The sequence below is a fragment of the uncultured Bacteroides sp. genome (assembly GCF_902491285.1).
Taxonomy (GTDB): Bacteria; Bacteroidota; Bacteroidia; order Bacteroidales; family Bacteroidaceae; genus Bacteroides.
Genome location: NZ_CABUHK010000011.1, coordinates 1 through 13,143, shown reverse-complemented (window position 1 = coordinate 13,143; position 13,143 = coordinate 1). Strand labels below are relative to the sequence as shown.

At 43.2% G+C, this 13,143-nt stretch carries 11 protein-coding genes and 1 pseudogene; 3 read left to right on the top strand and 9 right to left on the bottom strand.

The window, feature by feature from the left end; all coding sequences use genetic code 11:
• Window positions 1-39: 39 nt before the first annotated feature.
• Window positions 40-1,056 (bottom strand): FecR domain-containing protein, encoded by a 1,017-nt coding sequence (locus tag RDN93_RS04520; protein ID WP_308744380.1) that lies wholly within the window; start codon window positions 1,054-1,056, stop codon window positions 40-42.
• 136 nt (window positions 1,057-1,192) lie between these two features.
• On the opposite strand from RDN93_RS04520, the gene RDN93_RS04515 reads away from it, so the two are divergent.
• Window positions 1,193-1,768, top strand: coding sequence for an RNA polymerase sigma-70 factor (locus RDN93_RS04515; protein WP_308744379.1), 576 nt, complete (start codon window positions 1,193-1,195; stop codon window positions 1,766-1,768).
• 61 nt (window positions 1,769-1,829) lie between these two features.
• On the opposite strand, the gene RDN93_RS04510 is transcribed toward RDN93_RS04515, so the two are convergent.
• Both RDN93_RS04510 and RDN93_RS04505 read right to left on the bottom strand, forming a co-directional pair.
• Window positions 1,830-3,725: an ATP-binding protein gene (locus tag RDN93_RS04510; protein ID WP_308744378.1), complete on the bottom strand. Its 1,896-nt coding sequence runs from the start codon at window positions 3,723-3,725 to the stop codon at window positions 1,830-1,832.
• Window positions 3,726-3,843: 118 nt separating this feature from the next.
• The gene (locus tag RDN93_RS04505; RefSeq protein WP_308744377.1) at window positions 3,844-6,483 is read right to left on the bottom strand and encodes a valine--tRNA ligase; all 2,640 of its coding nucleotides are present in this window, start codon (window positions 6,481-6,483) and stop codon (window positions 3,844-3,846) included.
• A gap of 254 nt (window positions 6,484-6,737) precedes the next feature.
• Here RDN93_RS04505 and RDN93_RS04500 point away from each other — a divergent pair, with 254 nt between their 5' ends.
• Both RDN93_RS04500 and mazG read left to right on the top strand, forming a co-directional pair.
• Window positions 6,738-7,790: a DUF3810 domain-containing protein gene (locus RDN93_RS04500; RefSeq protein ID WP_308744376.1), complete on the top strand. Its 1,053-nt coding sequence runs from the start codon at window positions 6,738-6,740 to the stop codon at window positions 7,788-7,790.
• Window positions 7,791-7,876: 86 nt separating this feature from the next.
• Complete coding sequence (gene mazG, locus RDN93_RS04495) at window positions 7,877-8,665, top strand: nucleoside triphosphate pyrophosphohydrolase (protein ID WP_308744375.1); 789 nt, start codon at window positions 7,877-7,879, stop codon at window positions 8,663-8,665.
• Between the two features lie 118 nt (window positions 8,666-8,783).
• Here mazG and RDN93_RS04490 read toward each other — a convergent pair whose 3' ends face one another.
• From RDN93_RS04490 to RDN93_RS04465, 6 genes and pseudogenes are all read right to left on the bottom strand, one after another.
• Window positions 8,784-9,239 (bottom strand): hypothetical protein, encoded by a 456-nt coding sequence (locus tag RDN93_RS04490; protein ID WP_308744374.1) that lies wholly within the window; start codon window positions 9,237-9,239, stop codon window positions 8,784-8,786.
• Window positions 9,240-9,265: 26 nt separating this feature from the next.
• Window positions 9,266-9,643: a hypothetical protein gene (locus RDN93_RS04485; protein ID WP_308744373.1), complete on the bottom strand. Its 378-nt coding sequence runs from the start codon at window positions 9,641-9,643 to the stop codon at window positions 9,266-9,268.
• Between the two features lie 47 nt (window positions 9,644-9,690).
• Complete coding sequence (locus tag RDN93_RS04480) at window positions 9,691-10,242, bottom strand: sigma-70 family RNA polymerase sigma factor (protein WP_308744372.1); 552 nt, start codon at window positions 10,240-10,242, stop codon at window positions 9,691-9,693.
• A gap of 25 nt (window positions 10,243-10,267) precedes the next feature.
• Window positions 10,268-11,815 (bottom strand): L,D-transpeptidase family protein, encoded by a 1,548-nt coding sequence (locus RDN93_RS04475; RefSeq protein ID WP_308744371.1) that lies wholly within the window; start codon window positions 11,813-11,815, stop codon window positions 10,268-10,270.
• Window positions 11,805-12,743, bottom strand: coding sequence for a ribonuclease Z (locus RDN93_RS04470; RefSeq protein WP_308744370.1), 939 nt, complete (start codon window positions 12,741-12,743; stop codon window positions 11,805-11,807). Before RDN93_RS04470 ends, RDN93_RS04475 begins: the two co-directional genes overlap by 11 nt.
• A 134-nt stretch (window positions 12,744-12,877) precedes the next feature.
• Window positions 12,878-13,143, bottom strand: a pseudogene (locus RDN93_RS04465) (30S ribosomal protein S1); the annotation flags it as partial.

Below are 13,143 nucleotides of genomic sequence, written 5' to 3'. Positions count from 1 at the left end.
TCTGTCTTTCATTGCATTTCAGTTTTTAAGGTTGTCAAATCAATATATTTCTATCTTACTTTTTTCATCTGTTATATTCGGGGAGTCAAGATAACGCCAACGGATTTGAGAGGAAAGCTGGAAGTATTCAAGGATACGTTCCAGGCGTTGGTTGGTGAATGTACCTGTAAATGAATCTCCTTTCAAACGATTGTTTTTAATGATAAACTCTACATTATACCGTTTTTCCAACATTCGCAAGCCTTCTTCCAAAGGAGTGTTTCTGAATATAATCTTACCTTCTTTCCAAGCTGTCTCCGATTCACCGGAAGTGGCATAAAGTTGTACCTTAGTGTCTTTCGAATCATAGACCAATTTCTGTCCGGGTGCCATTAGTACTTTCTTCGAAGTATTATCGCATTTGTAGATAAAGCCTATTTTTCCTTCTACCAATGTGGCCGAAACCCTATTTTCTTTTTCGTATGCTTCTACATTGAAATGAGTGCCCAGTACTTCTATTTGTGACCGATGAGGTGTAGAGACTATAAATTTCTTTTCCGGATTCTTGGCAACTTCGAAATAAGCTTCTCCCTGTAAGTTTACGTTTCGCGTATCTCCGTCAAAGCGTGACGGGTAACTTAGTGTTGATTCCGAATTCAGGAAAACAAGTGTACCATCGGGTAATGTCAATGAGGTTGTCATTCCGGGATTAGTCTTTATCTCCATCATTTGTGCCAATTCTTGCTCACCGTTTCCCCAATACTGCAACATCAAAGTAACGAGGAGTGGAATGAACAAAACTGCTGCCGCCCGTTGCGCCCATTCCCACCACATCGTTTTCTTCTTACTTGTCATCCTGCTTTTTACCCTCGACAATGCTTTCTCTGTGTCGACTTTCTTCATTACCTGAATGGTATCCGCAGCCAGATAAAGCGTATGAATCTGCTTTGCTATCCGCCGGTTTTCTTCCGATTCACTCATCCAAGTCTCGACCTGCAAACGTTCTTCCTCCGCCACTTGCCCTTCACAATAACGGGGAAGCAATTCGTCTATTCTATTATTATCTGTATTATCCATATTCTGTTTTTCTTGTCTTTTATATATGAGACAAGAGACTCCGGATAGATTCCTAAACTAAAATCCATTTTTTTTCTGAAAATCTTTGTTTTCTTATAAAAAAGCTATATTTGCAGTGAAATTACAAAGCTAATACATGAAAGAAAACTACCAGTCAGAGAACATTTTTTTGTTATCAGCCATCCGACACGGAGATATGAAAGCATTCGACACGCTCTTTCGGAGATATTATCCGATATTGTGTGCGTATGGTCACCGGTTTGTTGATCTGGAAGATGCGGAAGAGATTGTGGAAGATTCTCTTTTATGGATTTGGGAAAATCGGGAAACTCTGGTTATCGAATCTTCCCTTAATTCTTATCTTTTTAAGATGGTGTACCGCAGGGCCTTAAACAAACTCGCCCACATCGACGCCACCCAACGTGCCGACACCCGCTTCTATGAAGAGATGCAGGAAATGCTGCAAGATACGGACTACTATCAGATTGAAGAGCTTACCAAACGAATTGAAGAAGCCATTGCAACACTACCCGAAAGCTATCGGGAAGCTTTCGTGATGCACCGTTTCCGGGATATGAGCTATAAAGAAATTGCGGAAACACTGGGCGTATCTCCCAAAACAATAGATTACCGCATTCAACAGGCGTTAAAGCAGCTACGCACGGACTTGAAAGATTATCTTCCGCTACTATTACCACTCTTATTTCCTTAAAACCGGCTGAATTTACAAAATCCTGCCGGATACTTATGAAATTCATCAATTTATTAATTTCTTATTCCTGCCGGTAAGGCAAAGTAAACCAGAAAGTAGAACCTTTACCTTCTTCCGAGTCCACTCCAATCTCCCCTTTCAAGCGCTCAACGATAGTATGACAGATAGAAAGTCCCAGTCCCGTGCCTTGTATGAAAGGATTGTATTTCACAAACCGTTCGAACACATGGGCACATTGTTCATGTGACATCCCACAGCCAGTGTCCGACACATAAAAGTAAATCATTCCGTCATCTACCATACGATACCCCATGCGGATAGTTCCCACCTCAGTAAATTTGATAGCGTTGATTGCAAAGTTGGAAAGCAACTGTATCAGACGGTTCTTATCTATATAAAAAGTACACTCCGGCAGCCGTTCGGCAAAAGTAAACGTGACAGTATCGTTTTTCAGACGCAACTGCATACCCTGTTCGATTTCGGTGAGAGTCTGATTCACATCAATCAATGAAGGGCAAAAATCAAATGTTCCGGCTTCAATCTTCGATAAGTCCAGAATGTCATTAATCAACTGAAGCAACAGGTCTGTATTGGTTTCGATGATATCCGCATATTCACGCATCTCCGCACGGTCTTCTATTTCGGGAAGCATATTGGAGAAACCGACAATCGCATTTAATGGCGTACGAATTTCGTGGCTCATATTGGCAAGAAAGGCAGACTTGAGCTGGTTGGCCTGCTCTGCCTTCTCCATTGCTTCACGCAAGCGGCTATATGCTTTTCGAAGAAGACGAATATAATAGGTAATAGCAACGACCAAAATAAACAAGAAGATAGAACCGGAAAGGATTTCGGCACGATATTGCAGAAAAAATGCTTTGGGCTCATTAACGTAGAAAGCATTCTTCGGATAGCGCGATGAAGGGATATTGTAGGATTTCAATACCGGATAAGAGAGATAGGCGTTCCCTTTTCCTCCCACTTTGCCCGGGATATTCCGCGCTTGCTCTCCATTCAAGATAAGTTCCAGGTTTTCCAATACAGCATCACAAAAAGATTCTGTTGAAACATAATAGCCGCCGGCATACGTATTATTCGACAAGTCTTCGGGAGAAAGAAGGAATAGAGGAGACGGGCTGAAATTGGTGATAATCTCCTGGATATGGTCAAAAAGGTAGTTGTTATCGTTTTCGTTGTGTGATTCAAACCACGAATAATAAATGATTCCCGTATTCGGTTCATAGCTGCGTAACGTATCCAGCAGCATTTCTGTCGATAAGTGGGTGGTGGAAAGAAGTTCCAACTGTAAATCAGGGAAGTTTTTCTCTACCGCTTCTTTGACGTCTCCACGGGTTTCTTCACTTATATATCTGTCGTCTGAAATGAATGCCAAACGTTTCATATCAGGTATCAGTTGATAAATCAGTTCGATTGTTTCCTTTGCATAATAATGCTGCTTCAAGACTGTTATGTTATACCCCCGTCTCCATTCTTCACCGGAGACGCTGTTCGTTTCCGTCAACGGAGCATGCGACAACAGAACATCCAAAGATGCAGGCAGGCGGTCGCGGGCATTCGTCACAATCACCGGAACATCCTTCCAAACGTCATCAAATAATTCACGGCAAACAATCCACCCCGGATCTCCAATCAGCACAACAGCACTAGGCGGAACCGGATACTTCTGCCGTAAATGACCGACTATGGCATTCGCTTCCATCCTGTTTGCTAAAGCAGGTACGCTAAGTGACTCCGCCTTGACAGATATATCCTTCTTCTGAAGGGCATCGTGCACATACCAATAAAAATGTTTAGCCCAAGGTAAATTAAAATTAATGGAGTTCAGTACTAATACTTCTTTATTTGAATTTTCGGTCCGAGCCGACATGGGTGATAAGATTCCTTCAATAATAAGGAATAATCCGAAAAATGAGAGAACCTTCAACACTTGTTTCATCTATAGATGTTCTATAATATTAGTTGGAAACAAAGATAACATTAATTTCTTTTTTCAAAAAGAAAGGCATCCCAAATCTGATTGAGATGCCTTAATTAATAAAATCAGGTGTCAGAAATTATGCTTTCTTCAAGGCTGCAATACTTTCCTTCAAAGAATTGATGATACTTTCAGCGTCCGCCTGTTTCTTACGTTCCATTTCGAGAACGGCTGCCGGGGCATTATTTACAAACTTCTCATTGCTGAGTTTCTTCAACACTCCCTGCAAGAATCCTTCTTTACGTTTCAATTCTGCTTCCATACGGGCGATTTCTGCTTCTACATCAATCATATTGCCTAATGGTACGGCAAACTCGGTTGTGCCTACCATGAAAGAAGCGGCTCCTTCAGCTTTGTTTTCAACGACTTCGATAGAAGATAGATTACACATCTTCTGAATGACCGCATTGAATTCTGCAACCGGATTCTCACCCAGTATCTGTAACTCAAGCGCTTCTTTCTGTGCTATATTCTTCTGAAGACGGATGCTACGGATATTACCGATGACTTCCTTCACGACTTCAAACTGTGCAACATCGTTGGTATCAACATATGTATCCATGCTTAAAGCACTCACCATCAAACTTTCTCCCTCTTCTGCATTGCGCTCATACATCTGTTGCCATAACTCTTCGGTGATAAACGGCATAAACGGATGGAGAAGATGCAGCAAATTATCCAAATAACAAAGGGTAGCGTTATAAGTGGCCCGGTCAATACCCTGTCCGTAAGCCGGTTTTATCATTTCCAAATACCAGGAAGAGAATTCATCCCAGAACAATTTATAAACAGCCATCAATGCTTCGCTCAAACGGTACTTCTTGAACAAGTCCGCCACTTCTGCCGCTACTTCGTTCTGTTTAGACTCGAACCAGTGGGTAGCCAGTCTTGCTGCTTCTGTGGCTTGAAGGCTATCGTCAACCGTCCATCCTTTAATCAGACGGAAAGCATTCCATATCTTATTACAGAAGTTACGTCCCTGCTCGCAAAGCGCATCGTCGAAAAGAATGTCGTTTCCGGCAGGAGCCGAAAGCATCATACCCATACGCACACCATCGGCACCGTACTTCTCAATCAATTCCAACGGGTCGGGAGAGTTCCCAAGAGACTTGGACATCTTACGTCCCTGCTTGTCACGAACGATACCTGTAAAGTAAACGTTCTTGAACGGCATCTGTCCTTCGTATTCATAACCTGCCATAATCATGCGGGCTACCCAGAAGAAGATAATATCCGGCCCGGTCACAAGGTCACTTGTCGGATAGTAGTATTTGATTTCTTCGTTGCCCGGATTGTTGATTCCGTCGAACAGAGAGATAGGCCACAACCAGGAAGAGAACCAGGTATCCAGACAGTCTTCATCCTGACGGAGATCGTCTATCGTCAGGGCAGCATTGCCGGTCTTTTCTTTAGCTTTCTCCAAAGCTTCTTCGGGAGTTACAGCTACTACATACCCACCTTCCGGCAGGAAGTAAGCGGGAATACGATGCCCCCACCACAATTGGCGGCTGATACACCAGTCTTTGATGTTCTCCATCCAATGACGGTAGGTGTTCTTATATTTTGCCGGATAAAACTTCAGTTCGTCGTTCATTACAGGCGGCAATGCCATCTCTGCAAAATGCTCCATTTTGAGGAACCACTGCATAGACAGTTTCGGTTCGATCACTACGTTGGTACGTTCGGAGTATCCTACTTTATTCGTATAAGCTTCCGTCTTTTCCAGCAAGCCGGCAGCTTCAAGGTCTTTTTCGATTTGCTTGCGGACATCGAAACGATCCATACCGATATACATGCCGGCAGCTTCGCTCAATGTACCGTTGTCGTTGAAGATGTCGATACTGGGCAGATTGTACTTCTCACCCAACATATAGTCGTTCACATCATGAGCCGGAGTCACTTTCAGACAACCTGTACCAAATTCGATGTCTACATAGTCGTCTTCAATCACGGGAATTGCACGGTTTACCAGCGGAACGATTACTTTCTTTCCTTTCAGCCATGCATTCTTCGGGTCGTTCGGGTTGATACACATTGCCGTATCGCCCATGATTGTTTCGGGACGCGTAGTTGCCACTACTGCATAGCGACCTTCTGCGTCACCTTCTACTTTGTAACGGAGATAATACAGTTTTCCGTGCTCTTCCTTGTAGATAACCTCTTCGTCAGAAAGAGCGGTCAGCGCTTTCGGATCCCAGTTTACCATACGGACACCGCGATAGATCAATCCTTTATTGAACAGGTCTACGAAAACTTTGAGTACGCTTTCACTACGTTTCTCGTCCATGGTGAAGGCTGTACGATCCCAGTCGCAGGATGCGCCGAGTTTACGGAGCTGTTTCAGGATGATGCCGCCGTGTTCGTCTGTCCAGTCCCAGGCATGTTTCAGGAACTCATCGCGAGTCAGGTCTGTTTTCTTGATGCCCTGGGCTGCGAGTTTGTTTACGACTTTCGCTTCAGTGGCGATAGATGCATGGTCAGTCCCCGGCACCCAGCAGGCATTCTTGCCTTCCATACGGGCACGGCGAACCAAAATATCCTGGATGGTATTATTAAGCATGTGTCCCATGTGCAACACACCAGTGACGTTAGGGGGCGGAATGACGATGGTGTAAGGTTCACGACCATCGGGTTTCGAACTGAATAAATGATTGTCCAGCCAATACTGGTACCACTTTCCCTCCACGTCAGCGGGATTGTACTTACTTGCTAATTCCATGTTGTTTTATGTATATGATAGATTGTATATTCAAAAATAACGGGTGCAAAATTAATAATTTAAATTCAAATCTTGCCACCCTCAGGCTTGATTCTTCTGTCACAGCTATCTTTTATATGGTTTATAGTAAAAACGACCTTTCATATCAGGTAATATAAGAAAGTTGGAGTTAACAGTTTTTGGATAAAATATAGAGGCATTTTTTCGCATAACGTCTATTAAATGCATATTTTTGTTGACCAAAATCTGAATGAATGATGAAACGGTGGTTGAAAAATAGACATATAGTATTGGGAGTATTACTGCTTTTAGTATGGATGACGCAGTTGATTCCTGCTTTGGCAACTGTATATTCCCATACAATCTATCCCTTTATCTCCTATGGTTTATCAGCTATTTCCAATCTATTCCCTTTTGCGATAGGTGATTTATTTATCTTCCTCAGTATCGTAGGGGTTATTGTCTATCCTTTTTACGGTCGTTTTCGCAAGAAACTGCCTTGGAAGAGAGTTTTGTTGCATGATGGAGAGTACCTGTTATGGATTTATGTGTGGTTCTATCTTGCCTGGGGACTCAATTATTCTCAAAAGAACTTTTATCAGCGGACTGAGATTCCTTATATAGCTTATACGCCAGAGAATTTCAAGGAGTTTGTGAATGATTATATCACGCAACTCAATCGTTCTTATACTCCGATAAATAGTATCAACCAGGATTTGGTACGTGAAGAAACCGTACGGCTATACAATCAGCTAAGCGACAGCCTTCGTGTGCACCGTCCGCCACACGAATCTCCTAAAGTAAAGACTATGCTGTTTACCCCGTTTATCTCGATGGTGGGCGTGACCGGCAGCATGGGGCCTTTCTTCTGTGAGTTTACTTTGAACGGGGATTTACTTCCTGCTAATTATCCGGCTACTTATGCTCACGAATTGGCGCATCTGCTGGGTATTACAAGCGAAGCTGAAGCTAATTTCTATGCTTATCAAGTTTGCACCCGTTCTCAAGCTATGGGGATTCGTTTCTCCGGTTATTTCTCGGTGCTCGGTCATGTCTTGCGGAATGCGCAGAGACTGCTTTCCGAAGAAGAATATACACAACTTTTCAATCGTATCCGCCCGGAAATCATCCAACTGGCAAAGGATAATCAAGCGTATTGGGCAGCCAAATATAGCCCGGTGGTGGGTACTGTACAGGATTGGATATATGATCTTTATCTGAAAGGGAACAAGATAGAAAGCGGTAGGCAGAACTATTCGGAAGTGGTAGGGCTGCTGATTTCTTATCGGGAGTGGAAAAACAAATAAGATAAACTGCACTATGGAAGTGCATAAAATAGTAACTTTGTGCACTTTTATAGTGCACTATTTATGAAATCAAAAAAAATATAACAATGTCACATACCAGACAAGAACAGATGGAAGCTTTCGGACGCTTCCTGGATATTCTCGACGAACTGCGTGTCAAATGTCCCTGGGATCGTAAACAGACGAATGAAAGTCTGCGTCCCAATACGATAGAAGAGACTTATGAACTTTGCGATGCGCTGATGAGAGATGATAAGAAGGATATTTGCAAAGAATTGGGAGACGTGTTGCTACACGTTGCTTTCTATGCCAAGATAGGTTCGGAAACGGGAGATTTCGACATCAAAGATGTTTGCGACAAGCTGTGCGACAAACTGATTTTCCGCCACCCTCACGTATTTGGAGAAGTAAAAGCAGAAACGGCAGGAGAGGTATCCGAGAATTGGGAACAGTTGAAATTAAAAGAAAAGGATGGCAATAAGAGTGTATTGAGCGGTGTTCCCGCTGCCCTGCCCTCACTTATCAAAGCGTATCGCATACAGGACAAAGCCCGCAACGTAGGTTTCGACTGGGAAGAACGCGAACAGGTTTGGGATAAGGTGAAAGAAGAAATCGGAGAGTTTCAGGAAGAGGTAGCCAATATGGATAAGGACAAGGCAGAAGCCGAGTTCGGAGATATCATGTTCAGCCTTATCAACGCGGCCCGCCTTTATAAAATTAATCCCGACAATGCATTGGAACGTACTAATCAGAAGTTCATCCGCCGCTTCAATTATCTGGAAGAACATACCATCAAAGAAGGAAAGAACCTGAAAGACATGACTCTTGAAGAGATGGATGCCATTTGGAATGAGGCAAAGAAAAAAGGGCTGTAAGAACCCGAAGTATCACTAAAAACAGAGGCTCTATTACTACCAAACAGAGCCTCTATCTTACTCAAACAGAGCGTCTAATCCGTATGAATAGACGCTCTGTTTTCTCTTTATCTTTGATTTATTTCTTCTTTGAATCTTTACCGCGGTTCATTCCTTTTATCATCTCCCGATGGAAACGCATTTCCGCCCGCTGTACGAGAAATATCTTCTTGCTGGAAAGAATCTTCTTAAACTTGCTCAAGTAAGTTTTATCAAGTTGGTCGGCAGCGATACGGTTATTGACAACTTTCTCGTTGATTTCTTCGTATTGGGCTTCCGTAGTCTTATCATCCTTACCCTTGCGCATCAAATCCCACGACTCGTCATTCAACTTTTTCTTTTTATCCTGAAGTTCAAAATAAACGGGGAAGAACTTGGCAGCTTCGTCTTTTGTCAATCCGGCCTGTTCAATAATATACGCTTTTTGTTTTGCTCTGAACTCCTCACGGGATAAATGCTGGTCACATCCATCAGCAGCCCAAAGAACAGGCATAAAGCCACACAACAAAACGACTAATGCGATTACTTTTCTCATTTTTATATTCAATCGGTTTTAATAAATCATTCTACACTTGCGTCACTCAAATAAACATATAACGAATAATCATCCAGCATGGCACGATCCAGTGCTACATCAATCATTTCATCTGATATTACTTCAGTATCCACTTCCGTCACTGCTACCTCGTCTACTGTGACAGGTTTATGGTCTGTTGACGCTACCCGGATAATCAAGGCGGCTCCTACAAACATGGCTGCCATATAAAGCAATGGTTTCAGTCTTGTCCATGTGCTGACAGGCTCTTCCTTAAAAACGACTTTCTCTTTTTCAGGAAGCTTATTCATCACCTCTGAAGCCAGGTTTTCAAAGTAACCATCAGGCACTTTGAAGGAATTTCCCTTACCAAGTTTCTTCAATAGGATATCTTCTTCTTTCATACGTTTTTCTCCTCTCTTTTTCTTAGACGTTGCACGTTCTAAAAGGTTTAATCAATTTCTTCTAAAAACTTCTCTATTTTCTTCACCGCGTGATGATAAGAAGCTTTCAATGCGCCAACCGATGTGCCGAATACTTCCGACATCTCTTCGTATTTCATTTCCTGATAGTACTTCAGGTTAAATACCATGCGTTGTTTTTCCGGCAGAGTCATCAATGCTTTCTGTAAACACAGTTGCATCTGGTCGCCCGAAAAGTACGGGTCGCTTTCCAGTTTCTGCACCACCATCGCTTCCGGGTCGTCGATAGCTACGGTAGTCATGGCGCGTTGTTTGTTCAGGAAAGTAAGACATTCGTTCAGCGCGATGCGATAGAGCCAAGTAGACAGCTTCGCCTCAGCACGGAAATAATCGATATTAGTCCATGCCTTGATGAAAGTGTTTTGCAGTAGATCGTTCGCATCCTCATGCGACAGCACCATCCGGCGGATTTGCCAATACAACTGCTCGCTATACTGCGCCACAATCATTTCGAATCCTCGCCGCTGGGTACTCTCCTCTTGAAGGAGTTTCAGAACTTCGCGTTCGTTATAGGGGGTCATAATCTATCGTTATCTGTATGTTTATTTATGGTTTCAAATTCAAGTTGCTCATAGCCTTTAGTATAGACGGATCATATTTATAAATGTCCTCACAATAACTCAATTTATCATCGGCTGACAGATAAACAGTCTGATAATCTATAAATAAAGGTATATATTTCTCTAAACTATAATGTTTCAGTTCACGGTAAGCCTCACTGACAGACAACTTCTTCCCTTCCTCACTCACCGGCTTGATGTCCATTGCAATGCGGATGCGGTCTTCAAGCAATGAATCCTGCTTATTCAATAGAAAGAATGAGAAATCAAGAGCTTTCTGAAGTCGTATACAGCCATGGCTTACTGCCCGGTTTTTGCGTGTGAAAGCCCAGCGGGAAGGAGTGTCGTGCAGGTAGACAGAATGAGGATTCGGGAAACGGAAGATAATACGCCCCAATGAATTTCCTGCCTTATTGTCCTGCTTCACTGTATAGGGTACACCCTTTCCTGCATATTTAGCCCATTTGATACTATGAGGGTCTACTTGCAGACCGGTCTTATTATCATATACCTTCATACGGTTACGGGTAAAGTAAGTCGTATCCCTGCGATAGGTAGGGATAATCTCTTTCCTGATAATACTTTGAGGAACATTCCAATAGGGATTCAGTTCCATATAGTAAATTCTGCTAGACAGTAACGGCGTCTTGTTCTTCACGCTTCCCACGCAGATACGCATTTCCAGAATGGAGTCCGTCTCTTCGTTGATGGCTTGCAACATAAATGCCGCCACATTGGCTACTACATATTTCTTTCCTTTATCCAGAACATACTGCCAGCGCGCCCGTTCCATATTTACCAACAAGCGGTCACGGTAATAATCCGTAGTATCCGTCTTTCCCCAGGCATTCACACGCTCCAGTTCTTCCTGCATTTTCCGGTAGAGCGGAGAAGAGGGTTGCGCTTTACGAAAAGCCGCGTTCGCATTTGTCCGCAAAGAATCCAAGGCAGCCATTGCGAAACTCTTATCATAGTTTTTCAGAGGTATCCGGCTGATTGAGTCGTTCCATCTGTCCTCTAAAGGCAGAAAACCGAATGTCAACTGACACACATACGATAGATAAGCAGCCGTCAACTGATATTCAACACCCGCTAACAGACGGTTCATTGTCTTTCCCTCCTGTAATTGCAATGTCCGTATCTGGTGTAATGCTTTACGAATACTATCCGTAGGATAAAGATGCGGATTAACACCATGTCGGGAGATATTCTCCAGCCAATACAGCATGGAATCCGCCGCTTGCACGGTCGGCTTATCCGAGATCAGCGAATCATTCAGCCAAAAGAAATCACCTTTCTCCTGATAGTAAGCAACCAAAGCCGAGTCCCAGGGAGTTGCCTGCTTATTCTCATTCAGATAAGAATGAATCATCTGATAGATACTGTCTGTACTAATCCGATAAGCGGGGTTAAGTAATTCCCGAAGGTTTGCCAAAGAGTCCGGTATGAGAGATAAAGGCTTCTCTTTTTTGCAAGCCGCCAGGCAACCGATACACAAGATTATCACTCCCCAAAACAACTGTTTACTTTTCATATACAGTCCCTCCGTCGACATCGATACATAAGTTTTCTTTCGCTAAAATAGTTTGTGGAAAAATGGCGGATGCCTCATTGAGTAAAATAGACTCATCCTCATAACGGGCGGAAAAATGTCCGATTACCAACTGTCTCACATTGGCATCCAAAGCAAGTTGCGCAGCTTGTGCAGCCGTTGTATGATAAGTTTCTTTAGCCCGTGCCTGCTCCCCTTGCGCAAAAGTCGCTTCATGGAAAAGCAGATCCACATTCTTGATTTGTTCCGCAATGGCCGGACGATAAATTGTATCGGAGCAATAAGCATATCTGCGTGCCGGAGCCGAAGGGCGGGTCAAACGTGAATTGGCAATTACTTCCCCTTCGGGAGTAACAAAATCCGCACCGTTTTTGATACGGTTCAATTCATAGACCGGCACTTTATAGAAGTCCACCATGTCTCTGATAATGTGATTGGGACGTTGTTTTTCTTCAAAAAGGAAGCCGCAACAGGGAATGCGGTGCTTCAAAGGAATCGTAGTTACAGACACGGAACGGTCGTCATAAACAAGGGTTGGTTCCTTCGCTTCAAATTCATGGAAGAATACTTTATAAGCCAATGTCTTACAAAAGAAGGCAAGCATCGGAGCAAACAACTCTTCAAGCCCTTTCGGAGAGTGAATATGCAAGTCGGCGGTTCTGCCCAGCAGGCCGAATGTTGAAATCAATCCTAACAGACCAAAGCAATGGTCGCCGTGCAGATGAGAGATAAAGATATGATTCAATCGGGAAAACTTCAGCCGGGAACGCCGTAACTGCATCTGTGCACCTTCCCCACAATCAATCATAAATAGTTTTTCACGCAGGTTGACGACTTGGGAGGTCGCAAAATGTCGTGTAGTGGGCAGAGCGGAACCGCACCCTAATATATGTAACTCAAATTTTTCCATGGTATGCAAAGATAAAGCATTTCAGATTCAATCCGGCAAAGGAACGGACAAAATTTCATCAAGGAACCTACAAGGCATAAAAAAAGACGTTCCGATTAACGGAACGTCTTTCTATCTATTAGAAATACTTCTGATTATTTCTTTCCTTCCAACTGTTCTTTCAATGCAGCCAAAGCGTCAATGTCGCCCAGTGTAGTTGAAGCAGCCTGGTTTTGGATCATCGGAGAATCTTCTCTCTTGCCGGATGTCTTCTTAGCACCTGAAGCAGCTTTCTTTTCTGCTCTTTCTTCAGCTTTAGCAACATCTTCGAAGATACGGCTGTGAGACAGGATGATTCTCTTAGCGTCTTTGTTGAACTCGATCACTTTGAATTCAAGTTTCTCATCCAACTGTGCTTGTG